The organism is Nocardia sp. NPDC004340 (assembly GCF_053602575.1).
On the sequence record NZ_JBSGDW010000002.1, the window covers coordinates 426,227 to 449,707 of the forward strand.

General features: G+C 67.9%; 22 protein-coding genes and 1 tRNA gene. 9 read left to right on the plus strand and 14 right to left on the minus strand.

The genetic code is table 11. From position 1 onward, the window contains the following. Positions 1-26 precede the first annotated feature (26 nt). Positions 27-1,205, minus strand: coding sequence for a hypothetical protein (locus ACWEOI_RS09520; RefSeq protein WP_452359369.1), 1,179 nt, complete (start codon positions 1,203-1,205; stop codon positions 27-29). A gap of 183 nt (positions 1,206-1,388) precedes the next feature. On the opposite strand from ACWEOI_RS09520, the gene ACWEOI_RS09525 reads away from it, so the two are divergent. Further along, positions 1,389-1,640: an Rpn family recombination-promoting nuclease/putative transposase gene (locus ACWEOI_RS09525; protein WP_452359370.1), complete on the plus strand. Its 252-nt coding sequence runs from the start codon at positions 1,389-1,391 to the stop codon at positions 1,638-1,640. Continuing rightward, on the plus strand, positions 1,637-1,870 hold the full coding sequence (locus ACWEOI_RS09530) for a hypothetical protein (RefSeq protein WP_433668323.1): 234 nt from the start codon (positions 1,637-1,639) through the stop codon (positions 1,868-1,870). The genes ACWEOI_RS09525 and ACWEOI_RS09530 overlap by 4 nt, the downstream gene beginning before the upstream one ends. 4 nt (positions 1,871-1,874) lie before the next feature. On the opposite strand, the gene ACWEOI_RS09535 is transcribed toward ACWEOI_RS09530, so the two are convergent. The 3 genes from ACWEOI_RS09535 to ACWEOI_RS09545 are packed head-to-tail and all read right to left on the minus strand — an operon-like array spanning position 1,875 to position 3,248. Continuing rightward, positions 1,875-2,171, minus strand: coding sequence for an MTH1187 family thiamine-binding protein (locus ACWEOI_RS09535; RefSeq protein ID WP_433668325.1), 297 nt, complete (start codon positions 2,169-2,171; stop codon positions 1,875-1,877). Beyond that, positions 2,168-2,743, minus strand: a complete 576-nt coding sequence (locus ACWEOI_RS09540) for a TerD family protein (protein ID WP_357091978.1) — start codon at positions 2,741-2,743, stop codon at positions 2,168-2,170. Before ACWEOI_RS09540 ends, ACWEOI_RS09535 begins: the two co-directional genes overlap by 4 nt. Before the next feature lie 16 nt (positions 2,744-2,759). Beyond that, positions 2,760-3,248 (minus strand): hypothetical protein, encoded by a 489-nt coding sequence (locus ACWEOI_RS09545; RefSeq protein WP_433668327.1) that lies wholly within the window; start codon positions 3,246-3,248, stop codon positions 2,760-2,762. A gap of 443 nt (positions 3,249-3,691) precedes the next feature. On the opposite strand from ACWEOI_RS09545, the gene ACWEOI_RS09550 reads away from it, so the two are divergent. Beyond that, positions 3,692-5,140 carry a stealth family protein gene (locus tag ACWEOI_RS09550; RefSeq protein ID WP_433673481.1) on the plus strand — a complete coding sequence of 483 codons (1,449 nt, stop codon included), beginning with the start codon at positions 3,692-3,694 and terminating at the stop codon, positions 5,138-5,140. A 27-nt stretch (positions 5,141-5,167) separates the two neighbouring features. On the opposite strand, the gene ACWEOI_RS09555 is transcribed toward ACWEOI_RS09550, so the two are convergent. The 6 genes from ACWEOI_RS09555 to ACWEOI_RS09580 form a co-directional block, all read right to left on the minus strand. Then, positions 5,168-6,268, minus strand: coding sequence for an esterase/lipase family protein (locus ACWEOI_RS09555; protein WP_452359371.1), 1,101 nt, complete (start codon positions 6,266-6,268; stop codon positions 5,168-5,170). A gap of 166 nt (positions 6,269-6,434) precedes the next feature. After that, positions 6,435-7,445, minus strand: a complete 1,011-nt coding sequence (locus tag ACWEOI_RS09560) for a hypothetical protein (RefSeq protein ID WP_433668330.1) — start codon at positions 7,443-7,445, stop codon at positions 6,435-6,437. A gap of 118 nt (positions 7,446-7,563) precedes the next feature. Beyond that, positions 7,564-8,241 (minus strand): MazG family protein, encoded by a 678-nt coding sequence (locus tag ACWEOI_RS09565; protein WP_452359576.1) that lies wholly within the window; start codon positions 8,239-8,241, stop codon positions 7,564-7,566. Positions 8,242-8,288: 47 nt separating this feature from the next. Continuing rightward, positions 8,289-11,906 carry a transcription-repair coupling factor gene (mfd, locus tag ACWEOI_RS09570; protein ID WP_452359372.1) on the minus strand — a complete coding sequence of 1,206 codons (3,618 nt, stop codon included), beginning with the start codon at positions 11,904-11,906 and terminating at the stop codon, positions 8,289-8,291. Between the two features lie 232 nt (positions 11,907-12,138). Beyond that, positions 12,139-12,786, minus strand: a complete 648-nt coding sequence (locus tag ACWEOI_RS09575) for a TetR/AcrR family transcriptional regulator (protein WP_357091991.1) — start codon at positions 12,784-12,786, stop codon at positions 12,139-12,141. 229 nt (positions 12,787-13,015) lie between these two features. After that, complete coding sequence (locus ACWEOI_RS09580) at positions 13,016-13,630, minus strand: TetR/AcrR family transcriptional regulator (RefSeq protein WP_357092380.1); 615 nt, start codon at positions 13,628-13,630, stop codon at positions 13,016-13,018. 207 nt (positions 13,631-13,837) lie between these two features. On the opposite strand from ACWEOI_RS09580, the gene ACWEOI_RS09585 reads away from it, so the two are divergent. The 5 genes from ACWEOI_RS09585 (at position 13,838) to ACWEOI_RS09605 (ending at position 17,635) form a co-directional block, all read left to right on the plus strand. Next, a tRNA-Gln gene (locus ACWEOI_RS09585) sits at positions 13,838-13,908 on the plus strand. A gap of 76 nt (positions 13,909-13,984) precedes the next feature. Next, a complete protein-coding gene (gene glmU, locus ACWEOI_RS09590) occupies positions 13,985-15,487 on the plus strand; it encodes a bifunctional UDP-N-acetylglucosamine diphosphorylase/glucosamine-1-phosphate N-acetyltransferase GlmU (protein WP_452359373.1) in 1,503 nt (500 codons plus the stop codon). After that, positions 15,484-16,464 carry a ribose-phosphate diphosphokinase gene (locus ACWEOI_RS09595; protein ID WP_357091997.1) on the plus strand — a complete coding sequence of 327 codons (981 nt, stop codon included), beginning with the start codon at positions 15,484-15,486 and terminating at the stop codon, positions 16,462-16,464. Before glmU ends, ACWEOI_RS09595 begins: the two co-directional genes overlap by 4 nt. 157 nt (positions 16,465-16,621) lie before the next feature. Beyond that, the gene (locus ACWEOI_RS09600; protein ID WP_357092000.1) at positions 16,622-16,954 is read left to right on the plus strand and encodes a hypothetical protein; all 333 of its coding nucleotides are present in this window, start codon (positions 16,622-16,624) and stop codon (positions 16,952-16,954) included. 42 nt (positions 16,955-16,996) lie between these two features. Then, the gene (locus ACWEOI_RS09605; RefSeq protein ID WP_452359374.1) at positions 16,997-17,635 is read left to right on the plus strand and encodes a DUF2461 domain-containing protein; all 639 of its coding nucleotides are present in this window, start codon (positions 16,997-16,999) and stop codon (positions 17,633-17,635) included. 6 nt (positions 17,636-17,641) lie between these two features. Here the strand turns inward: ACWEOI_RS09605 and egtD are convergent, their stop codons facing one another. From egtD to egtA, 4 genes are read right to left on the minus strand one after another with little or no spacing between them, the layout of a single operon-like run. Next, entirely contained in the window at positions 17,642-18,613 is a 972-nt protein-coding gene (gene egtD, locus ACWEOI_RS09610; protein ID WP_452359375.1) for an L-histidine N(alpha)-methyltransferase, read from the minus strand. Then, complete coding sequence (locus ACWEOI_RS09615; RefSeq protein ID WP_433668339.1) at positions 18,610-19,461, minus strand: class II glutamine amidotransferase; 852 nt, start codon at positions 19,459-19,461, stop codon at positions 18,610-18,612. Before ACWEOI_RS09615 ends, egtD begins: the two co-directional genes overlap by 4 nt. Beyond that, a complete protein-coding gene (gene egtB, locus ACWEOI_RS09620; protein WP_452359376.1) occupies positions 19,461-20,804 on the minus strand; it encodes an ergothioneine biosynthesis protein EgtB in 1,344 nt (447 codons plus the stop codon). The genes ACWEOI_RS09615 and egtB overlap by 1 nt, the downstream gene beginning before the upstream one ends. Before the next feature lie 25 nt (positions 20,805-20,829). Continuing rightward, a complete protein-coding gene (gene egtA, locus ACWEOI_RS09625) occupies positions 20,830-22,128 on the minus strand; it encodes an ergothioneine biosynthesis glutamate--cysteine ligase EgtA (RefSeq protein ID WP_452359377.1) in 1,299 nt (432 codons plus the stop codon). Between the two features lie 124 nt (positions 22,129-22,252). Between egtA and ACWEOI_RS09630 the strand changes: the two genes are divergently transcribed. Beyond that, positions 22,253-23,425 carry an aminotransferase class V-fold PLP-dependent enzyme gene (locus ACWEOI_RS09630; RefSeq protein ID WP_452359378.1) on the plus strand — a complete coding sequence of 391 codons (1,173 nt, stop codon included), beginning with the start codon at positions 22,253-22,255 and terminating at the stop codon, positions 23,423-23,425. Positions 23,426-23,481 lie beyond the last annotated feature (56 nt).

Here is a 23,481-nt window from a genome sequence, read left to right on the forward strand (position 1 = left end):
TTCGCTCGTCTCATATCCCTTCACTCCTACTTGTCGGGGCGACCGGGTAGGCCCGCGGCTGCTTTGCCGTATGCATCGCGCATCTGCTGACCGCTGTCGACTTCTCCGTCCAGCTTGTTCAGGAGCTCAGTGAGGCCAGCTCTGTTGCGATTTGCCTCGCTGTCGGTCCCGTTGTTCAAGATGTCCCATGATTTGAGTCGACCATCGTCGAAGAGGCTCGGATACTGTTGCTGCAGTTGCGCAGGAATCTGCGCCTGGCTGAGGATATTGTGGGTACGGAATACATCGTCCGGCCGCGTGAGCATGGGGTTTTCACCCGCATGGGGTTTGGGTCCGATCATCGATTCCTTGACCGGATCCGTTTGCCCGTCCATAAGATCCCAGGTGATGTCACCGGCCAATGGCAGCCGCTTGACCGAAATCGCAGCAACAGACTTACCGGTATTGAACCATCGTTCCTTGCGATCATAAGCATCTTGGGCTGCCTGGTTCTGGTCTGCGACGCGATCCTTCGCCTCGTCGAGGAGTCCGCCATCGATGAGACCGTCGATCCGACCCGCAGTCTCCAGATGCGTAGTTGCTTGTGGCACACCAATGTTGTGTGCAAACTCAACCTCGTTGGCGCGCGCCAGTTTTGCCGCGTTTTCGGTGAAGGTCTTGCCCGCCTCGTCATCTGTGTACATCAACGAGAAGACGTGCCGCGAACCGCGATAAGAGCCATTCCCGTCAGGATCGAGCCAGCTTCTCCCATCGTGCCTGGACTGGTCGAATCCGATCACGTCCGGCCGATCCGCCCCTGCCAGTTCTTCGATGTACGGGCTCATGCTGGTCGAGAGCTGGCGGACCAGCAGGGGGTTGCGTTCACCGGCGGACTGACTGTTGTCGCCAGCCAGGTTCGCGAGGTGCTTCCAATGTTCTTCGTCGGCAGTGTATTTTGCGACAGCGCTCATGATGTTGCCCTCTCGCTCAGCGGATTTGACATCGATCTTGTCGTTCGGGTTCTCGACGGTTGCGGCGTTGTCGTCGAAGGCGAAGAGCTTGGCCGCTGCCTGGCCGTCGTCGTACCAGTCGCGGCTGAGGGTGTTGCCGATGAAGCGCTGGCCCTTGTCGCCGTCGGTGACTATGTCGCGGACGGCGTCATCACCGCCATCACCTCGACCGGCCGAGTCACCCTCTGCAATGGCGAGTGCTTCTCCCCCACCCACCTGACACCCGGAACCAAAGACGCCGCACGCTACTTCGAGAAGCTCAACCGCCTGTCCGGCGTGACGAAGTCGGCCCGCAAACCATGAAGCGGAACAAACCCGGTCCGCAGGACTACGCGTGTCGCACCGCGAGTACGAATGAAATCGACTGTCAGCCATGGACGCGCCATAGGTTGCCCCAATATGGCTGAGCCGCCGAACAATCCGCACGACGCCTACTTCCGGCGAGTCCTCGAGCAACCCGCCAACGCTGCCGGGGAGCTGCGGGCCGTACTCCCGGCCTCCGTGTCAGCCCGCGTGGACCGGGACGCACTGCGCCTGCAGCCGTGCAGCTATGTCTCACCAGCGCTGCGCCCACGCTTCAGCGATCTACTGTTCCGCACCTGGAACCGCTCATCGAACGACTCGGTCCCCACGCTAGGGAGGTCATCATGACAACCGCAGATCGCCTCCGCGCGGAGGGCGAAGCGCTGGGTGAGGCCAGAGGAGAGGCGAGAGGTGAGCTCCGGGGGCGAGCCGAGGCCCTGCTCGAGCAATTGTCTCTGAAGTTCGGGAAGTTGCCGGCGGCCGTGGTTGCCACGGTGCGCGCAGCGGATTCGGCACAGCTGCGTGCGTGGTCGGCACGCGTGCTGACCGCCCGCAGCCTCGACGAAGCGATTCGGTGATGGCTCAGTCCGCCGCGAGGTAGCGTTCCACGGTTTCGACCTTGCCGGTCATCGCGCCGGTGACGCCCGGGCGGATATCGGCCTTGAGTACGAGGCTGCAGCGTGGGGCGACCGCGGTGATGGCGTCGGTCGCCTGTTTCACCACGGCCATCACTTCGTCCCATTCACCCTCGATGATCGTGAACATCGAGTTGGTTTCGTTGGGGAGGCCGCTCGCGCGAACGATGCGGACGGCCTCGGCGACGGCGCGGCCCACGTCCGCGCCGACGCCCATGGGTGTCACCGAAAAGGCGACGATCATACGTTCACGCCATAGTCGCGGGCGATCCCGGCCAGGCCGGAGGCGTAGCCCTGGCCGATGGCGCGGAACTTCCACTCGGGGCCGTGGCGGTAGAGCTCGCCGAAGACCATGGCGGTTTCGGTGGAGGCGTCCTCGGTGAGGTCGAAGCGGGCCAGCTCGGCGTTGGTGACCGCGTCGATGACGCGGATGTAGGCGTTGCGGACCTGGCCGAAGGACTGGCGGCGGACATCGGCCTCGTGGATGGAGACGGGGAAGAAGATGTTGGTGATGGTCGGCGGCATGGCGGCCAGGTCGACATTGATCACCTCGTCGTCACCGTCGCCCGCGCCGGTGAGGTTGTCACCGGTGTGCTCGATGGTGCCTTCGGGCGAGCGCAGGTTGTTGTAGAAGATGAAGTGCGCGTCCGACAGCACCCGCTGATTGGATCCGCAGGCCATGGCACTCGCGTCGAGGTCATAGTCGGCACCGGTGGTGGTGCGCACATCCCAGCCCAGCGCCACCGCGACCTTGGTCAGATTCGGGGCCTGTTTGGACAGCGAGACATTTCCGCCCTTGGCCAAGCTGACAGACACACGATCTCCTTCGATCTCAGTTGCGGTCGGCCGCCATTGCTTTGAGCGTCGCGACCCGATTCTCCAGATAGCGTAGTTCGGTGTCGTCGAGGACGGTGCGCTGAATTCCCGAGATCACCGCGAAAGCCGACTGACGGTGGTCGTCGATCACGTCGACGGTCAATTCCACCGCCACGTAATCGTCCGCGCCGGGCAGCGGATCCGCGACCACCTTGCCGGTGCCGCGGGCGCACAACGCCACATTGCCGCCGCCCAGGATGAGCAGCGCCAGCTCCGGCCGCTCCCGCAGCCGGGCCAGCGAGCCGCGGTCCGACTTGAGGCTGAGCAGGATTCGCCGGTCGCCGGCGCGCACCGGCCAGGAGACGGGAATGGCGTGCGGGGCGGGATCGGTGGTCACCAGCACCGCGATGGTGTCCAGCGGCCACTCGGGTAGAACGTCCAGTTCGGGGTGGTCGGGTTGCGTGTCCGTCGAGGGCTCCTGACGTTCCCGGGCGTCGGCTACCATCTGTGTCCCCTCACCATCTGGGTTCGCACAGCGGGCTGGACTGCGCTGCCCGCAAGTGTATGCCGTTGCCGCACTGGCCCGCTGGTCTCCGAAGCGGGCCCCGGGCCTGCCGGATAAGGGTGTTTCGTCCGTTACGACTGTGAAAACACCTCTGGACCTGCGGGGAAACAGATTGACGAGAAGCGATAACGGTTGCATCATTCGTAACAGTCCCTCGACTCGACGAGGTCACGCGAGTAGCCGGCCGATGACCGCCCGGTGAAGTTCGCCTGTGGAAACACGCCCCGCATCACCCGTCCGCCCCGTTCTTCTGACTGCGCAACAGATTTCACGGCGTGTACCGGCCCGGGCGTGTCCCGGGCCGGTAGGCGGCTGTGCCGGCGTGGCCGCCGCAAGACGTGAGGTGAACGGCCCCGAAGAGAGCGGAGATGGCGATGGTGGACATGGGTGCGGGACAGCAGCCGGAGATGACGGAGACGGTGGGGCGCGCGACGGTGGCGAATCTGGCGGTGTCCGAGGCGGTCATCGACGATCTGCGCTACCTGCGCTCCGAATTGACCGCCGCCGAGGTTCCCTACCTGCTGGTTCGTGACGCCGACCATCGCCTGGTGCTGGCCGTGGACACCGGTCACAGATCCGCGCTCAGGCGGGTGCTGGGAGCGGCCATGGTTGCCGGATTTTCCTGTAATGAGAAGCCACACAACGTCTTCCGGCTCGGCCGAGACCTGGACCCGGCCCATCACGTGGAGATCGAGCTGTGGGAATACCACGGCGACACTGTCGAGTGCCCGCGCCCGAATGCGCTGACCCGCATGGTCTTCGACCTCGCCGACGTGGAGCCCACGACCGTGCTGCTCTACGACGCCAGCTGGCCCACCCTGGCCGGGATGTTCACCCCCAACCCCGCCGATGTCGGCTTCGACATCGACATCGTCTTCTCCTGGGTGGACGGTTCCGACCCCGAATTCCGGGCCCGCCGTGCGGGAATGCTGGCGCAGGTGGTGGTCGGTGAGGGCGACGAGGCCGACGCCCGCATCCGTCAGATCGACGAACTGCGCTACGCGCTGCGCTCGGTCCGCAAGAACGCGCCGTGGATCCGCCGCATCTTCATCGCCACCGATTCCCGCGTCCCCGACTGGCTCGGCGACGATCCGCAGGTCACCATCGTCCGCGCGGTGGACCACTTCTCGGATATCAGCGGCCTGCCGATCTTCAATTCCCATGCGGTGGAATGCCAATTGCAGCACATCGACGGTTTGTCGGAGCATTTCCTCTATTCCAACGACGACATGTTCTTCGCGCGCCCGGTACGCCCGTCCATGTTCTTCACCCCCGCGGGCATCAGTCGCTACATCGAGGCGGGCACCCGCATCGGCCCGGGCACGAACAACGAACGGCGCAGCGGTTTCGAGAACGCGGCCCGCGTCAACCGCGCCCTGCTGTCGGCGCGCTTCGGCCACGTCATCACCCGTCACCTCGAGCACACCCCGGTTCCCTTGCGCCGCAGCGTGCTGCTGGAGATGGAGCAGGTCTTCGCCGAGGACTTCGCCCGCACCCGCGCCAGCCGCTTCCGCGCCGCCACCGACATCTCGGTCACCAATTCCCTCTACCACTACTACGCCCTGCTCACCGGCCGCGCCGTCCCGCAGGAAGCGGCGAAGATGCGCTACGTCGACACCACCAGCTACACCGGTCTGGCCCTGCTCGACGGGCTGGAGAAACGCCGGAACGTGGATTTCTTCTGCCTCAACGACGGCAGTTTCCCGGAGGTCCCGGAGGCCGAACGGGTGCGGGCGGTCTCGGAATTCCTGGAATCGTATTTCCCGGAGCCGGCGCCGTGGGAGAAGCCGGACGCGGTCACCCTGACGGCCTTCGAATCGGGCGCGGCCTGACCGGGCCGGCGGCCGCGCCCGAGACGGTCAGAGCACGTACGGGTTGAAGGCGCACACCAGGTTCGGATGGCCGGCCGGGTCCAGGGCGCGCAGCGCGATGGAGACCGCCCGCGGGGAGTACATCATCGACAGGTGGTCGGAGAAGTCGATCCCGCAGCCGTCCTGCAGGGTCACATTGCTGACCGTCGCGCCGGGCCCGGCGGTCAGGAAGGTGGCGTCGTACGGCGTCGAGACCTCGTCGTTCTTGGTGGCGACACTGGTGTAGTGAACCCCCGAGACGGTATCGCCGCCCGCGTTGAGTTTCGCGTAGAAGCTGGATCCGGCGACCTGCTCGATGAGCCCTTCACCGACGAGCAGCTGGCTGAATCCCAGTGCGTTGAAACCCATATCGGTGATGCGCCGTCCCAGGGTGGCGATGCCGTCGAGGCTGGTGCCGTGGTGGGTCGCGCCGAAGGTGATCAACTGATCCACCTTCGCCGCGCCGCCGCCGAACTTCAGGTATTGGTCGGCCACGGTGCCGCCCTGGGAATGCCCGATGATGTCGACCTTCGTGGCCCCGGTCGACGCGAGCACCTTGTCGACGAACACGGCCACTTCCTTGGCCGACTCCTCCATGGGCGCGACGCCGTTGACGCCGGGCACCAGCGCGCCCAACCCGCCCTGCTGCACCAAACCCTCCTGGCCGTAATTCAGTGCATAGACACAGAATCCGGCCTGCTTGATCTTCGGTGACATCCGAGCAAAGCCGTCGTAGGCGTTCATCCAGGACCCGTGCAGCAGCACCACCGGCTCGGGATGCGCGGCCGTGGGCTTGCAGTTCCAGTCGTTGGCGCCCGCCGGGGCCATGTTCTCGTTGGCCAGCGAGAAGGTGAAAGCGGCCAGGGTGTCGGTCATCTCGGGGCCGTTGCCCGAGGGAATGGTGGAGTGCGGCGCGCTGGCGATCCCGGTGTCCGCGAGCGCTTTACCGGCGGTCTTCACGCCGGAATTGATGGCGTCGACGAGATTCTGGATAGTCCGCGGGGTATCGGCGCGGGCATCCATCGCACCGGTGCCGGTCCCGACGGCGAGGGCGGCCACGCCCATGATCGCCGCGGCGACGCGCATCCGTATCCGTTTGCTCGTAGTCATCTGTCGTCCTTCCTGCAGGTGCCGGGCTTCGCTGCCCGAACCTGGATGCAGAAAGTAGAGGGGTGACCACGGCGGCTACGCGTGCTTGCGGACAGGTTCTCCGTTCCAACAACGCCGCGAAACCGGCGGTGTGAGAATCGTCAACCCGTCGAAAGACCGAGGCCGGTCAGGAGATGCGCTGGCGCAGCCAGGCGGGGATCTCGTCGCCGGCTCGCGGGTAGGTGGCGAGTTCGCGGCGGCATTCGTCGGGCTCGGGAATCGGGAGCCAGTCGGGAATTTCCTTGAAGGACAAGGTGAATTGCGCCTTGGTGGAGTCGGCGCGGAGCAGGACCTGGCCGCTGAGCCAGGTGCCGGTCATCTGGTCATAGCAGACTTCCTTGAGGCGGTTGAGCAGCATGAGCACTTCCTCGGAGGGTTGTAGCTCCTCGGAGGGGACGCCGGACTCGGGGACCTCGGGGACGGGTTTGCCGGACAGCTCCAGTTGCAGTCCCGCGTGGCCGTCGTCTCCGACCAGGGAGAACCACAGCACCGCGAGGGTCCAGCCGGTGGGTAGCTCATCGGTGAGGGCGCTGACCAGGGCGCTCTCCACCATGTCGCGATCGGCCGAGCGGGGCGCGACGGGCGGTTCGGGGGCAGCGCCGGGAACGTCCTCGACGGTTCTGACCACCAGGCCGGGACAGTTTTCGCGCATGACCTCCACGACCGCGGGCACCGGCACGGGTAGGCGTTCGGCGACGATGTACAGCGGGCGGTCGACCTGGCGGCGGGCGATCACATCGCCGAGCGCCCGGACCCGGTGCCGGAACTCCTCCGGATCACGCAGCACCACTTCGGCGAAGAGTTCGGTGCGCCCGCCCTTGCGTAATCGGCCGACGCCCAGCCGGATCCGCTCCACCTCGCTCCACGCCACGTGCGGGAAACCGCGATACGTGAAGCCGTGATCATTGAGCAGCAGCGTCGGCTGCGGGCGGAACAGATCGTCGGCCATGGTGTAGACGCCGAAACCGAACACCGCCATGAGCACTCCGGCCACGACCCGCATGACCGGATGTTCCGCGTCGTTGAACACCACGAAACCCGGTAGCACCGTCATCACCAGGAAGAACACCAGCGCGACGATCGCACCCGTTCTCCGCGGGTAGTACTCGGTGATCGATTCGCGCCCCGAAGCATGCACCCCTGTGACGCTAGCCGAAACCGGCCCCGCGCAACACCGCCGTTATCGCCCGGCATCGCCACCGCTATGCCGAATTTGCCGGGAATCACCATGATTCCAGGTCCGTCCGCTCGGCGGGTCAGCCGCGCGGCCAGTACCGATGCCAATCCTCGGCGGTCAGCGCGTCGCGCGTGCCTCGATCGAATTCCGCGGCGTCCTCGGCGGCGCGCACCGTGGCGGCGAAGTCGAGAGTGGCCTTGCGCAGGCGTTCTTCGGCGCTGTCGGGCCCGCCGAGCTTCACCACCCGCAACGCGGCCGGAATCAGCTCCTCCGGTAAACCCGCCTTGATGCCGCGCGAGCGCACCTTCTCGGCGAGCGCCAGCGCGGGCTGCGCCATGGCGATCCCGTCGAGGCAGGAGCGCCGCGCCTTCTCGGCGGATTTCTGCTCCTCCCAAGCCTTTTCCTGCGCCGCGATCTTCTCCGCCACCGACGCGCCGGGAGCGGTGAAAGCGTCGAGCGCGTCGCTCAGGTGCGGGCTGCGGTGCACCAGCTTGGCGACCAGCGCCGCCGCCACCTCCGCGACCGTGAATTCGCCTGCGGCCTCGGCGATCCGGGAGTGGAACAGCACCTGCAGCAGCAGATCGCCGAGCTCCTCCTTGATGGTCTCGGCGTCCTCGTCCTGGATGGCGTCGAGCAGCTCGTAGGTCTCCTCCAGCAGGTAGGGGCGCAGCGAATCGTGGGTCTGCGTCACCTCCCAGCCGCCGAAGTTCCACAGCCGGTCCATCACCTCGACGGCCTCGCCCAGCGCCTCGGTCATGCGCGCGGTATCGGCCGCGGTCTCGGCGGCGACGCCCTCCCCCGATGTCATCGGTCGGCCATCACCTCGGCCGGAACCCGGACATCCACGGCGCCGGGCGCCTTTCCATCCAGGGCCAGCAGCAGATCGGCCACGAACTGCAGCACCTGGACGTCGCGGACGCGGGCGGCGCCGACGCTGTCCTCCACCCGCGGCAGCGGCAGCTGGACGATGCCGGTGGCCGCGCGGTAGGTGGCGTTCGGGTAGAGCCGCTTGAGCCGCAGCTGCTTGGAGTCCGGCAGTTGCAGCGGCGACACCTTCACCGTGGTTCCGGTGACGCCGATCTCGGCGATCGAATAGGCGCGGGCCAGCAACCGCAGCTTGGCCACCGACACCAGGCGGCCCACCTCCACCGGCAACGGCCCGTACCGGTCCACCAGCTCCTCGACCACGGCCGACAGCCCCGAATCGTCCTGGGCGGCGGCGAGTTTGCGGTACGCCTCCAGGCGCAGGCGATCGGAGGTGATGTAGTCCGGCGGGATGTGCGCGTCCACGGGCAGGTCGATGCGCACCTCCTTGATCTCCTCGTCGACCGAGATCGGGCGGCCGTCGGCGGCGGCGCGATACGCCTCCACCGCCTCCCCGACCAGGCGCACGTAGAGATCGAAGCCGACACCCGCGACATGGCCGGACTGTTCGGCGCCCAGCACGTTGCCCGCGCCGCGAATCTCCAGGTCCTTCATGGCCACCGCCATACCGGCGCCCAGATCCGAGTTCTGCGAGATGGTGGCGAGCCGGTCGTAGGCGGTCTCGGTGAGCGGCTTCTCCGGCGGGTACAGGAAGTAGGCGTACCCGCGTTCCCGGGACCGGCCGACGCGGCCGCGCAGCTGGTGCAGCTGCGAAAGGCCCAGGGCGTCGGCGCGTTCCACCAACAGGGTGTTCGCGTTGGAGATGTCCAGACCGGTCTCGATGATGGTGGTGCACACCAGCACATCGAATTCCCGCTCCCAGAAGCCCTGCACGGTCTTCTCGAGCATGTCCTCGTTCATCTGCCCGTGCGCGACCACCACCCGGGCCTCCGGCACCAGGTCGCGAATCTTCTTGGCCGCCTTGTCGATCGACGACACGCGGTTGTGCACGTAGAACACCTGGCCGTCGCGCAGCAGCTCACGGCGGATGGCCGCGGCCACCTGCTTGTCGTTGTAGGCGCCGACATAGGTGAGGACGGGATGCCGTTCCTCGGGCGGGGTGAGGATGGTCGACATCTCGCGGATGCCCGCGAGCGACATCTCCAGGGTGCGCGGAATCGGCGTGGCGGACATGGTCAGCACGTCGACGTGCGTGCGCAGCGCCTTGATGTGCTCCTTGTGCTCGACGCCGAAACGCTGCTCCTCGTCGACGATGACCAGGCCGAGGTCCTTCCAGCGCACGCCCGTCTGCAGCAGCCGGTGCGTGCCCACCACGATGTCGACATCCTTGGTGGTCATGCCCTCCAGGATCTCGCGCGATTCGGCGCCGTCGGTGAACCGGGACAGGCCCTTCACCACCACCGGGAATCCGGCCATCCGCTCGGTGAAGGTCTGCAGATGCTGTTGCGCCAGCAGCGTGGTCGGCACCAGCACCGCCACCTGCTTGCCGTCCTGCACCGCCTTGAAGGCCGCGCGCACCGCGATCTCGGTCTTGCCGTAGCCGACGTCACCGCAGATGACGCGGTCCATCGGGACCGCCTTCTCCATATCGGACTTCACCTCGGCGATGGCCGAGAGCTGGTCGACGGTCTCGGTGAACGCGAACGCGTCCTCCATCTCCTGCTGCCACGGGGTGTCCGGGGCGAAGGCGTGACCGGGCGCGGCCTGGCGGGCGGCGTAGAGCTGCACCAGCTCGGTGGCGATCTCGCGAACCGCCTTGCGCGCCTTGCGTTTGGTATTGGCCCAGTCCGAACCGCCCAGCTTGGACAGCGACGGCATCTCGCCGCCGACATAGCGGGACAGCTGGTCGAGGGAGTCCATCGGCACGAACAGCCGGTCGCCGGGCTGGCCGCGCTTGCCGGGCGCGTATTCGATGACCAGGTACTCGCGGCGCGCGCCGCCGATGGTGCGCTCGATCATCTCCACGAAGCGGCCGATGCCGTGCTGATCGTGCACCACCATGTCGCCCGCGGTCAGGGCCAGCGGATCGACCTGGTTGCGGCGACGGGCGGGCAGCTTCTTGCCCTCGCCGGGCGCCGTGACCCGGTTGCCGGTGAGGTCGGATTCGGCGATCACCACCAGTTTGGCGTCGTCGAACACCACGCCGTCGTGCAGCGAACCGCACAGCACTCCGACCAGTCCGCGGACCGGTTCGGCGCCGGCCTCCAGCGCCGCGGCGGGCACCTCGGCGTCGGCGAGACGTTCCAGAATGCGTTGCGCCGTACCGTGTCCCGCCACCACGATGACCGCGCGGCCGCCGGTGGCGACGTGCGCGCGCAGCGAGGCGAAGATGGTGGCGACCAGTTCCTCCGAACCGCGCGCGGAGGCGGCGGCCAGCACCGGCAGCACGATCTCGTCCGGGGCGTCGGCGGCCAGCGGGCTCAGCGTCCACCACGGCAGGCCGCGGCGGTCGGCGTCGGCGCGCACCACGTCCAGGCCGCGATAGCCGGAGGCGGCCAGGTCCAGGCCGTGCGCGCCCAGCGGCGCGGCCCCGCCGAAGGAGGCCGCCGTCCACGACGCCTCCAGGAATTCCTGCCCGGTGCGCACCAGGTCGGCGGCACGGGTGCGGACCTTCTCCGGATCACACAGCAGCACATGGGTTTCCGCGGGCAGCGCGTCCACCAGCAGCTGGAGTTCGCCGGGCTGCAGCACCGGCAGCAGCGCCTCCATGCCCTCCACCGGGATGCCCTCGGCGATCTTCTCCAGCATCTCGACCAGCGCGGCGTCGGCCGGATTGTCGGCGGCCACCTGGGCGGCCCGCTCGCGCAGGGCGTCGGTCAGCAGCAGTTCACGGCACGGCGGCGCGACCACCAGATCGATCGGCACCTCGTGGATGGACCGCTGGTCCTGCACCGAGAAGGCGCGCAGTTCGGAGACCTCGTCACCCCAGAACTCCACGCGCACCGGATGATCCGCGGTGGGCGGGAAAAGGTCCAGAATGCCGCCGCGGACCGCGAATTCGCCGCGCTTGCCGACCATGTCGACCCGCTCGTAGGCGAATTCCACCAGCCGCGTGAGCAATTCGTCGAAGTCGAACTCGGCGCCGGGTCGCAGCACGATCGGCTCGACCTCCCCCAGCCCCGCCGCCATCGGCTGCATGAGGGAGCGCACCGTGGTCACCACCACCCGCAGCGGCCCGGTCACCCCCGGATCCTCCGGATGCGCCAGCCGCCGCAAAACCTGCATCCGCCGGCCCACGGTGTCCGCCCCCGGCGAGAGCCGCTCATGCGGCAGCGTCTCCCAGGACGGGAACAGCGCGACCGAATCGCCCAGGATCTCGGTCAGCTCCGCGGTCAGATCATCGGCCTCACGCCCGGTGGCTGTCACCACCAGCAGCGGCCGCTGCCCGGCGACGGTCGAGGCCACGAAAGGCCGCACCGCCGACGGCGCGACCAGCCTGGCCTCCGCGCGCCCGATCAGGCTCGCGACGTGCGTCAACGCGGCGTCGGCACCCGCCACCGCAGCAAGTCCCGACAGAGGCGGACGATCGGTGGTCATGGGGAGACTCCTCGGCGCAGAATCAGCGTTTCAGACGGCCAACCGAGTCTAGTGGCGCGCACTGACGACCCACGATGCGCCCAGCCACACACCACCCACAGGTTCGCGGCCCGCCCCGGCCTGGACTGCGGCTTGATAGACCTCCGCCTTGGAGCGGGGGAGCGAAGCGGAGGAGGGAAGGCCGGGGTTACGAGGGCCGCGAACAGCCCGGAGCGAAGCGGAGGGCAAATAATTACTGCACGTAGCGGCGGAGGCGGCGGGCGGCGAACTCGCGGAAGTAGGCGACCTTCTCCTGGGGGACGATGCTCGGCAGGAGGAAGTACCAGGCGCGTTCCATGCGGGTGGCCATCTGGTCGATGGACTCGGTGCTGACCGCGACGATGTGGACGCCGGTGGTCATCTCCTGTAGGAGCATGCCGATGGTGTCGGGGTCGAGGTCGGGCTCGAGGTCGCCCTGGGCGATCGCGCGTTCGGCGAGCAAACGGTGCGTCTCGCCCCAGGTCTTGGCGATATTGTCACCTGTCGCGCCGCGGTAGTCGCCGATCTGGTGGGTGAGTTTGAGCATCGCGCCGACCATGGGGTCGTTCATGGTGAGGTCGGCGACCACGTAGGTGATCCCGATGCAGGCTTCCAGCGCGGGCACTCGCGGATCGAAGAAACCCTGGCATGCGCTGATCAGTCGCTCGTTGCCCTGATCGACGACCGCGCGCGCCAGTTCTTCCTTGGATCCGAAGTGAAAGTACAAGGCGCCCTTGGTCACATTCGACTGCGCGATGATCTCGGACAGGGACGCGTTCGCGTAGCCCAGTCGGAGAAAGACATCGGCAGCGCCCGCGAGCACGGAATCGCGAGTGATCTCCGCACGCGCTTGCCTAGCCATCAGATCCGCCCGTCATCAAACCAGCCATCCTGAAGTAGACCGCCATCCCGAAGTTGACCGACATCACAGTTCGAACAGCACTCGAAGGATGGGTGAACCGTACCACCCGGCTGCGTGCTGCCAGCCGATTCGAGCATTCGACCCGTCCTCCTTCGCAATTCGCTGGTTAACTGTCCAGTTCTGCCCCGCTACGACAGACATATCAGACCAAAATTCAGACCGCAGGGTTCTATAACCCCTTGCCGCTCGGCCATTCCGACTTCAACTCCGGTTCCGCCTCCAAATGCGTGAGCCCGTTCCAGCACAGATTCACCAGATGCGCGGCCACCACTTCCTTCGAGGGCTGGCGCTCGTCCAGCCACCAGGTCGCCGCCGTCGCAACCATTCCCACCAGCGCCTGCCCGTACAGCGTCGCCAGGGTCGGATCCAGGCCGCGACGTTCGAAATCCCCGGCGAGAATATGGGCCACCTGATTCACGGCCTCGTTGAGCAGACTCGAATAGGTGCCCTCGGCCGCCGACACCGGCTGATCCCGCATCAGGATCCGGAAGCCGTCGGTGCGCTCCTCCATATAGGTGAGCAACGCCAGCGCCACCTGCTCGAGCCGCACCCGCGAACGATTCTGGGTGAGCGAGGAGGTGATCATTTCGAGCAGCGTCGACATCTCCCGGTCGACCACGACGGCGTACAGCCCCTCCTTGCCGCCGAAGTGCTCGTACACCACCGGTTTCGATACCTGCGCCCGCGCCGCGATCTCCTCGATCGAGGTGGCGTCGTAGCCGCGCTCGGCGAACAGCGCCCGCCCGATCTCGATGAGCTGCTGACGACGCTGGGTGCCGGTCATGCGCGCCCGCGCCGGCCGTTGGCCCTCGCCAGCCGTCATCGCCCACCTGCCCCTTTCGCCCTGCCCGCGAGCACCTTTGCGGGGTCGCGCGCCCCGCGCCCACCGCGGTTCGGTAGGTAGCCTATCGACAGACACGATGGACACTGTGTAAGCGGTTCGACGTGGAGGCGTACTTCATGCGAGGATCAGACCCGCATGACGCTGCAATCCGCCGTGGTGTAATGGCAGCACAACTGATTTTGGTTCAGTTTGTCCAGGTTCGAGTCCTGGCGGCGGAGCTCGCGCGCAGGGTCGCTATGGTTGGCCCCGCACAACCTGACTCAGCACACGATGACTGGCAGCCGAGGGAGATCCATGCCACAGGAGACCGCCGTCGTCGTTCTCGCCGCCGGAGCCGGAACCCGAATGCGGTCCAAGACACCCAAGGTGTTGCACCCGCTGGCCGGCCGGAGCATGCTCGCACACGCACTGCATGCCGCGCACGAGATCGACCCGACGTCGCTCATCACCGTGATCGGCCACGATCGCGAACAGGTCGGCGACGCGGTCGGCAAGGTGGGAGCGGAACTGGGCCGCCCGATCACCCTCGCAGTACAGAACGAGCAGCGCGGCACCGGCCACGCCGTGCAGTGCGCGCTCACCTCGCTGCCCGAGGATTTCGCGGGCGATGTCCTCGTCACCTACGCCGACGTCCCGCTGCTGGACGGTCACACCCTGCACGCGCTGCTCGACGAGCACCGCAGCTATTCCGACGGATCCGCCGCCACCGTACTGACTTTCGTGCCCGAGGACCCCAACGGCTACGGCCGCATCGTGCGCGATGACGAGGGCCGGGTCATGGAGATCGTCGAGCACGCCGACGCCACCCCGGAACAGGCCGCGATCACCGAGGTCAACTCCGGCGTCTATGTCTTCGACGCGGCCGTGCTGCGAATCATGATCTCGCGCATCGACACCGCCAACGCCCGCCACGAGCTGTACCTGACCGACGTGCTCAAGCTGGCCCGCGAGGCCGGGCACCCGGTGCACGGCGCGCGGCTGGTGGATTCCGCCAAGGTCACCGGCGTGAACGACCGGGTGCAGCTGGCCGGTGCGGCCAAGACGCTGAACCGCTACATCCTGGAACGGCACATGCGCGCCGGGGTCACCATCATCGATCCGGGCACCACCTGGATCGACGGCAATGTGGTGATCGGCCGCGACACCGTCATCCGGCCCGGCGTACAGCTGTTGGGCGACACCGTGATCGGTGAGGACGCCGAGATCGGCCCCGACTGCACGCTCACCGATGTCACCGTCGGCGACCGCGCCACGGTGGTCCGCACCCACGGCGAGAAGTCCAGCATCGGCGCGGGCGCCAACGTCGGCCCGTTCGCCTACCTCCGGCCCGGCACTTCGCTCGGCGAGGAGGGCAAGATCGGCGGCTTCGTCGAGACCAAGAACGCCACCATCGGCGCCCACTCCAAGGTCCCGCACCTGACGTATGTGGGCGACGCCACCATCGGCGAGTACAGCAATATCGGCGCATCCAGCGTTTTCGTCAATTACGACGGCGTCAAGAAGCACCACACCACGGTCGGCTCGCATGTGCGGACCGGTAGCGACACCATGTTCGTCGCCCCGGTCACCGTGGGTGACGGCGCGTACTCGGCGGCGGGTACTGTACTGCGCAGAAACGTTCCTCCGGGGGCGCTCGCGGTATCGGGTGGAGCACAGCGCAATCTCGAGGGTTGGGTACAGCGCAATCGCCCCGGTACCGATGCTGCTCGCGCGGCCGAAGCGGCTCTCGCTTCGAACCCGGAGGATGCGGGAACCACCGAGAAAACCAACGAGCAAAAGGATGGCGAACGTCAGTGACCGCGTTCTCTACCGATAACCAGAAGAATCTGATGCTGTTCTCGGGACGCGCTCATCCCGAGCTCGCCGAGGCGGTGGCGAAGGAACTCAACGTCCACGTCACCCCCCAGACCGCTCGTGATTTCGCGAACGGCGAGACCTTCGTCCGGTTCGAGGAATCGGTGCGCGGCTCCGACGCCTTCGTGCTGCAGAGCTTCCCGGCCCCGCTGAACCAGTGGGTCATGGAGCACCTGATCATGATCGACGCGCTCAAGCGCGGTTCGGCCAAGCGCATCACCTCGGTGCTGCCGTTCTACCCCTACGCCCGCCAGGACAAGAAGCACCGCGGCCGCGAGCCCATCTCGGCCCGCCTGGTCGCCGACCTGCTCAAGACCGCGGGCGCGGACCGGATCATCACCATCGACCTGCACACCGATCAGATCCAGGGCTTCTTCGACGGCCCGGTCGATCACATGCACGCGCAGGTGCAGCTGGCCGAGCACATCCGCAACAACTACGACCTGTCCAACATCACGGTCGTCTCCCCCGACGCCGGCCGCGTGAAGGTCGCCGAGAAGTGGGCCAACTCGCTGGCGGACGCGCCGATGGCGTTCATCCACAAGACTCGCGACCCGCTGGTCCCCAACCAGACCGTCTCCAACCGCGTGGTCGGTGAGGTCGAGGGCCGCACCTGCATCCTGATCGACGACATGATCGACACCGGTGGCACCATCGCCGGCGCGGTCAAGGTGCTCAAGAAGGCCGGCGCGGGCGACGTGGTCATCGCCGCCACCCACGGCATCCTGTCCGACCCGGCCGCCGAGCGTCTCGCCAACTGCGGGGCCAAGGAAGTCGTGGTCACCAACACGCTGCCGATCGACGAGGCCAAGAAGTTCCCGACCTTGACCGTGCTGTCGATCGCGCCGCTGCTGGCGCAGACGATCCGCGAGGTCTTCGAGAACGGCTCCGTCACGGGCCTTTTCAACGGGAACGCGTAACAGCACTCGCATCGAAGCGCCCCTCCTGGATTCAGGAGGGGCGCTTCTGCGTGAAATGGGGCCGACAAGCGTGTTCGTTTCGGCGGGCAGGCGGTAGCGTTGGGTCGGACGTACGGTTTGCTACTGGTGCGCTGACAGCGCGGAGAGGTGGTGCCGCATGGCCGACCGGCCCGACGAGGACGACGCCCGCCTGATGGACGAGGTCTTCGACACCGATCAGGTCTACGACAGCGATGTCGACAACCTCGACTACGACCTCGGCGACGACGACCAGGAAGACGAGATCCGCGAGTACCAGCGCTACATCGCCGATCCGCCCTCCGACCTGGTCATCCGCAATCGCGAGAACGACGACGACGGCCGCCTCGGCATCGGCGACGAACTCGACCAGGAATGGACCCGCCGCCGTCAGCGCGAGGAACTCGGGATCGAGGACAACCGGCCCGCCGAGGTCGCCGCCATGGACATCGTCGAGGAGCTCGAGGACTAGGGCGGTCGCGCGCGTCGGCCGGGCATCACGGACACTCGATCCATGACCGCGTTCACGGGATTCCCGCTCGCCGGACTCGACTTCTACGAGGACCTGGAAGCCGACAATTCCAAGGCCTTCTGGACCACCCACAAGACCGTGTGGGAAGAGTCGGTCCGGGATCCGATGAAGGCGCTGGTCGCCGACCTGGAACCCGACTTCGGCACCGCCAAGATCTTCCGCCCCTACCGCGACGTGCGCTTCGCCAAGGACAAGTCGCCGTACAAGAACCATCAGGGCGCGGTGGTCTACAGCGCCCAGTACTCCGGCTGGTACGTGCAGATCGGCGCGGGCGGGCTGCGGGTGGCCGGCGGCATGTACGCCGCCGAGGCCGCCCAGCTCACCGCGCTGCGCGCCGCCATCGACGACGAGGTGCGCGGCGCGGAACTGGAGGCGCTGATCGCCCGGTTGATCGCGGACGGCTACGCCATCGGCGGGGACAAACTGGCCACCAAGCCCAAGGGCTACGACATCGACCATCCGCGCATCGAGTTACTGCGGCACAAATCCCTCACCGCCGGAAGGGATTTCGGCGCCCCGAAGTGGCTGACCACCCCGCGCGCCGCCCGGGAGGTCCGGGCGGCGTGGGAGCAGTTGCGGCCGCTCATCGAATGGCTGGCGGCCGTGACCGCGCAGAAGTAGCCGCGCCTACCGGCGTTCGGCGAGCACCAGGGCGAACCGCTGGTCCGGGTCGGTCCAGATGTGCTCGGTGCGGAATCCGGCGGCGTCCAGCTCGCTGTCGAGCGCCTCCCGGCGGAACTTCGCGGAGATCTCGGTGCGCAGTTGCTCGCCCGCCGCGAAATCGACGGTGAGGTCGAGTTCGGGAATGCGGACGGTCATGGCCTCGGTGGCCTCGAGCCGCATCTCGATCCACTCGTTCTCGGCGTCCCAGAGGGCGACGTGCGCGAACTTGTCCGGCACGAAGTCCGCGCCCAGGCGGGCGTTGAGGACGTGCAGCACATTGCGATTGAACTCCGCGGTGACACCGGCGGCATCGTCGTAGGCGGGAACCAGCACCGCCGGATCGATGACCAGGCCCGCCCCGAGCAGCAGCTGCTCGCCGGGTTCGAGCACATCCCGGATGCCCGCCAGGAATTCGGCGCGCTCGGCCGGAACCAGATTGCCGATGGTGCCGCCCAGGAAGGCGACCATGCGCCGGCCGCCGCCGGGCAGATTGTCCAGCGTGTTGGTGAAGTCGCTGACCACGCCGTGCACGGCCAGACCCGGGAACTCCGCCGCCACCTCGTCCGCGGCCATACGCAGCGCCGAGACCGAGACGTCCTGGGGCACATAGCTCTTCAACGGTCCCGCCGCGGAGAGCGCGTTCAGCAGCAGCCGGGTCTTGGCCGCCGAACCCGCGCCGAGCTCGACCAGCGCCTCGGCCCCGGCGATCCGCGCGATCTCCCCGACCACCCGTTCCAGCAACGCCCGCTCGGTGCGGGTCGGGTAGTACTCCGGCAGTTCGGTGATCTTCTCGAACAGCTCGCTGCCGCGCGCGTCGTAGAACCATTTGGGCGGCAGCCACTTCGACTCCGCCGTCAGCCCGCGCCGCACGTCCTCGCGCAACGCGGTCGTCAAATCCTCGTCCGTCAGATGGATTTCCACCGTAGCCGCAGTCATGAACCAGCCCTTCCGATCTCGATATCCAGTGGTTCCACCGTCATTTCGCCGACTCGCGCCCGCACCAGCCGCCGATCCTCGATCGGCCGCCAGCGCGGATCGTCGTCGAACGGTTCCGACGCCACCACCACGAAGCCATCGCCCGACAGCAGCGACAACGAGTGATGCCAGGTCGTCGCCCACACTCCGGACCCGTTGCCCAGCAGCAAGTTCAATCGCGCCCGCGGTGATCGCTCCAGCACCGCGGCCATCACCCGCCGCACTACCCCACCCGGTTCCGCGCCGTCCTCGAGCAAGTGGCGCAGGATCACCCAGAGCACACCGGAATCCGTCAGCGCCTCGGCGTCGAGCAGGGACCCCGCTCCGAATTCGGCGGCCACGGCGGTCAGCACGGCACGCCAGTCGGGTATCGCGCCGTTGTGACTGAACGCCCAGCGTCCGTGGACGAACGGCGCGCAGGCCGCCCGCTCCACGGGCATGCCCACGGTCGCGGAACGGATCGCGGCCAGTACCGCCGTCGAGCGGATCTGCGGCAGCACCTCGTCCACGGCCGGATCGGTCCACATCGGGACGGGATTGCGGTAGCGGCTGACCACCGGATCGATCAGCGGCGGGTTCTCCGCCGGATCGCCGGTCGCGCCACCGTGCCAGACGACGCCGGGGCCGTGGTCGAGCGCCGCCGCGTCGGGGTGGTGCCACCAGGCGACGCCGAAGCCGTCGGCATTGATGGTTCCGCCACCGCGCATCTCCCGCGGCGCCCAGGACTGGGTGCGCAGCGAGTGCGGGCCCTGGGTGAGCAGCGCGCCGACCGGGGTCGGCGGACCCAGATAGGCCAGGTGACGGCACATCAGCGCTCGTCCGATCGCAGATCCCTGGCCAGCCGGAAACCGGAGAAGATCTGACGGCGGATGGGGTGGTCCCAGTTGCGGAAGGTGCCGCGGCAGGCGACCTGGTCCGCGCCGAAGGAGCCGCCGCGCAACATCTTGTAGTCGCCGCCGAAGAAGACCTCGGAGTATTCGCGGTACGGGAACGCCCGGAAGCCCGGGTACGCCTCGAAACCCGAGGACGTCCACTCCCACACGTCGCCGATCAGCTGATGGACCCCGGCCGGCGACGCGCCGTCCGGATAGGCCCCGACATCGGCCGGTTCCAGGTGGTGCTGACCGAGATTCGCGAGCGCCTCGGTGGGATCGCCATCGCCCCACGGGAATCGGCGGGAGCGCCCGGTGCTCGCGTCGAAGCGCGCGGCCTTCTCCCATTCCGCCTCGGTGGGCAGGCGCTTGCCGGCCCAGCGGGCGTACGCCTCGGCCTCGAACCAGCACACGTGCACCACCGGCTGCCGCGCGCGCAGCGGCTGCATGACGCCGAAAACCCGTCGCCACCAACGCCCGCCGCCGTCCTGCTCCCAGAACTGCGGCGCGGTCAGCCCGGCCTCCACCCGGTGCGCCCAGCCGCGCTCGGACCACAGTTCCGGCCGCTCGTAGCCGCCGTCGTCGACGAAGGCGAGGTACTGCTCGTTGGTGATCGGCGCGGCGTCGATGGCGAAACCGTCGACGTGGACCGGGTGCGCGGGCTTCTCGTTGTCCAGCGCCCACGGGTCACTGTCGGTGCCCATGGTGAATTCGCCTGCGGGAACCACGACTTCACCGGTGACCGCCACCCGCGCGGCGGGGGTCGGCGACGCGGACAGCACCGCCGCACCGGTCCGCAGCTGGTGGGTGGCCAGCATGGTCTCGTCGTGCTGCTGCTCGTGCTGGGCGATCATGCCGAAGGCGAACCCGTCCCGCACCAGATCCGGACCGCGTAACGGGCTGCGGTCCAGCACATCCCACACCTTCTCGCGCACGGTGCCGACATAGTCGCGGGCCTGCGTCGGATCCAGCAGCGGCAGGGTGGGCCGGTCCGCGCGGGCGTGTTTGAACGCGTCGTAGAGGTGGTCGATGTCCTGCCGCACCGGTTCGCGTCCGCCCACATCGCGCACCAGCCACAGCTCTTCCTGGTTGCCGATATGCGCGAGATCCCACACCAACGGGCTCATCAACCGCGAATGCTGCGCCACCAGCTCGGCCTCGTCGAGGCATTCGGTCAGCCCGATCGTCCGCCGCCGCGCCCGCTCCAGGGACTCCGCGATCCGCGACCGCAGCGCCTCGGTCTCGGCCCGGTCCGACCCCGGCAGATGCTGAACAGTCATGAGAGGACTCCCGATTCGTGAGATGTCATGCGCCGCCTCCGCAATGGACGCCGGTGGGGGTCAGTCCGCTGCGACATCGGTCGGCGGCGGCGATCAGCTCCGCCTCGGCCTCGCGGGTGGCGGCGTGGGCGACGGCCAGGTCGAGCAGGGCGACCGCGGTGGCCCGCAGGTCCGGGTCGGCCAGGCCGCGGCGGGCGGCCTCGGACCAGCGGTCGGCGGTGTCGGCGGCCAGAGCCGTTGCCTCCGTGATGGCTCCGGGATCCGACAGCAGCGCGTCGATGACGTGCACCGGCACCGACCAGTCGTCGCCCGGCTGGGCGTCCAGGTAGCGGACCTCGAGGTGCCCGGACGCGCGGACCGGCGGGAACAGGGTGGTGAGGTGATAGTCGAGATCCGCCTGGTCCGGGCGGCGGCCGATCTCCTCGTCCAGGGCCCCGCACAGCCAGTCGGCGAAGGTGGCCCCGCGCGGGGCCGACCAGTCGGCGGCCAGCGGATCCTCGGCCCGCACGCACAGCAGAGGCACGTCCAGGGCCCACCGGGCGTACCCGGTGATGGGATCGGCCCAGTCCTGCACGGGCGGGCGGGTACGGAGCTGATCGAGCCGCTGCCAGGCCCGCATGCGCTGCGAGGCCCACGCCCCCGGCGGGGCGGTGTGCAGGCCCGGTGAGCAGGCGAAGGCCGCCAGCAGGGCCGGTCCCACCGCGTACAGCGCCCGCCAGCGGGCGGCGATCTCGGCGGGGTCCGCGCCCGCGTCGACGCTGACCTGGGTGGCGGCGGTATTGCACATCATGAGGGCCCCGAACGGGCCCAGACCGGCGAAGGACTCCTCCATGGCCCGGTAGCGCGGCAACTGCAGCACGCGCAGGGGCAGCCGGACCGCGTCGGCGGCGCCGGAAATGGTTCGGATACCGCGGGATTGGAGCAGCTCCCGCAAGCTGGTCGTGTCTGCCCGTAAGCGCTCGCACAGTTCGGCGGCGGTTCCGAACGGGGCACTGGACAGTTCGATCTGACCGCCGGGTTCGAGGGTGACCCGGCTGCCGCCCGGCAACGGATCGGCCGGGGAATCGGGGGAAATGGACCGCGGCGCATACGGCCCGAGGGCGTCCGCGAGAACCGTGAGGTCCGGACGCGAATTCGTCGCCGAAAGTTCACCTTGCGCGGTGAGCCACTCCAGTTCGGCGCCGATGAGCAACGGTGGGCCCTGTTTGAAACAGACTTTTCCGACATACGCCTCAGCGGCGGCGCGTGAGGTGAATTCGCCGCCGGGTTCCGAGACATCCAGGCCACTGCGCAGCACATCGACGGGTGACGCTGTGACAGCCATTACCAACCTCCGTCTGATGCGGTCGCCGCTGGGGATCGGAACGACGACCCAAACCAGAGTAGCGAGCGACTGTGACAAGAAATCTGACGAAATGAAGAACGCGGCAAGCTATATGGTCGATTCCATGCTGGATATGGCTGGATTGCGGGCCGATACCCCCGGATGTGAAAACCAGGTATTTCTCGACAGTGCGGGCTCCTCGTTGCCCCCGCGGGCCGTCGTCGACACCACCATCGCCCACCTGCGCCGCGAAGCGGAGATCGGTGGCTACCGCGCGGCCAACGAGCGCATCGATGACCTGTACGCCGTCAAGACGGCGATCGGCGAACTGATCAACGCCGACCCCGCCGCCCTGGCCCTCAGCGACAGCGCCAGCCGCTCCTGGAGCGACTTCTTCTACTCGGTCCCACTGGCCCCCGGCGACCGCATCCTGATCTCCGGCGCGGACTACGGCAGCAATGCCATCGCCGCCCTGCAGCGCTCCCGGCAGACCGGCGCGGTCGTCGAGGCCATCCCCAGCGACAGCAGCGGCCAGCTCGACCTCGACGCGCTCACCGCCATGATGGACGAACGCGTGAAACTGGTATCGCTGGTTCACGTTCCGACCAACGGCGGCCTGGTGAACCCGGTCGCCGAGGCCACCCGCATCGCGCACCGGTCCGGCGCGCTGGTGCTGCTGGACGCCTGCCAGTCGGCCGGTCAGCTGCCCCTCGACATCGCGGCCCTGGATGTGGACGCGCTGTCCGCCACCGGCCGCAAATGGCTGCGCGGCCCGCGCGGCACCGGGTTCCTGTACGTGCGTCCAGAACTGGCGCTGAGCCTGGAACCCGGCCGCCTCGACCTGCACAGCGCCGAATGGACCGCCCCCGACGACTACATGCTCTCCCCCGACGCCGGGCGCTTCGAGTTCTGGGAGCACTCGGTCGCCGCCCGGCTGGGCCTGGGCGCGGCCGTGCGGTACCTGCTCGACCTCGGCCCGGCCGCCGTCTACGCCGCCATCGCCGAGCGTGCCGAGTATCTGCGCAAGGCGCTGGCCGAGATTCCCGGCGTGGATGTGCGCGACCGGGGCATCCAGCACGCGGGCATCGTGTCATTCACCCTGGACGGGCTGGAACCGATCCGGGTGCGCGACCGGCTGGCCGCGGAGTCGATCACCGTGACGGTGAGCCACCGCAGCTCCACCTTGCTGGATATGTCGGCGCGAGAACTGAACTCGGTGGTTCGGGCCTCCCCGCACTGCTTCGTGAGCTTCGAGGATCTGGACCGCTTCGCCGGGGCCGTACGAGCTCTCGTTTAGATCCTCAGAACCCTCACATACCAGACCGGATCACCCGAAAACGGTTAACAGCGCAC

Coding starts and splice junctions, on each gene's coding strand:
- ACWEOI_RS09525 (WP_452359370.1), top strand. CDS start 1,389: ATGGCTGAGCCGCCGAACAATCCGCACGACGCCTACTTCCGGCGAGTC.
- ACWEOI_RS09530 (WP_433668323.1), top strand. CDS start 1,637: ATGACAACCGCAGATCGCCTCCGCGCGGAGGGCGAAGCGCTGGGTGAG.
- ACWEOI_RS09535 (WP_433668325.1), bottom strand. CDS start 2,171: ATGATCGTCGCCTTTTCGGTGACACCCATGGGCGTCGGCGCGGACGTG.
- ACWEOI_RS09545 (WP_433668327.1), bottom strand. CDS start 3,248: ATGGTAGCCGACGCCCGGGAACGTCAGGAGCCCTCGACGGACACGCAA.
- ACWEOI_RS09550 (WP_433673481.1), top strand. CDS start 3,692: ATGGGTGCGGGACAGCAGCCGGAGATGACGGAGACGGTGGGGCGCGCG.
- ACWEOI_RS09555 (WP_452359371.1), bottom strand. CDS start 6,268: ATGACTACGAGCAAACGGATACGGATGCGCGTCGCCGCGGCGATCATG.
- ACWEOI_RS09565 (WP_452359576.1), bottom strand. CDS start 8,241: ATGACCGAGGCGCTGGGCGAGGCCGTCGAGGTGATGGACCGGCTGTGG.
- mfd (WP_452359372.1), bottom strand. CDS start 11,906: ATGACCACCGATCGTCCGCCTCTGTCGGGACTTGCTGCGGTGGCGGGT.
- ACWEOI_RS09575 (WP_357091991.1), bottom strand. CDS start 12,786: ATGGCTAGGCAAGCGCGTGCGGAGATCACTCGCGATTCCGTGCTCGCG.
- ACWEOI_RS09580 (WP_357092380.1), bottom strand. CDS start 13,630: ATGACCGGCACCCAGCGTCGTCAGCAGCTCATCGAGATCGGGCGGGCG.
- glmU (WP_452359373.1), top strand. CDS start 13,985: ATGCCACAGGAGACCGCCGTCGTCGTTCTCGCCGCCGGAGCCGGAACC.
- ACWEOI_RS09600 (WP_357092000.1), top strand. CDS start 16,622: ATGGCCGACCGGCCCGACGAGGACGACGCCCGCCTGATGGACGAGGTC.
- ACWEOI_RS09605 (WP_452359374.1), top strand. CDS start 16,997: ATGACCGCGTTCACGGGATTCCCGCTCGCCGGACTCGACTTCTACGAG.
- egtD (WP_452359375.1), bottom strand. CDS start 18,613: ATGACTGCGGCTACGGTGGAAATCCATCTGACGGACGAGGATTTGACG.
- ACWEOI_RS09615 (WP_433668339.1), bottom strand. CDS start 19,461: ATGTGCCGTCACCTGGCCTATCTGGGTCCGCCGACCCCGGTCGGCGCG.
- egtB (WP_452359376.1), bottom strand. CDS start 20,804: ATGACTGTTCAGCATCTGCCGGGGTCGGACCGGGCCGAGACCGAGGCG.
- egtA (WP_452359377.1), bottom strand. CDS start 22,128: ATGGCTGTCACAGCGTCACCCGTCGATGTGCTGCGCAGTGGCCTGGAT.
- ACWEOI_RS09630 (WP_452359378.1), top strand. CDS start 22,253: ATGCTGGATATGGCTGGATTGCGGGCCGATACCCCCGGATGTGAAAAC.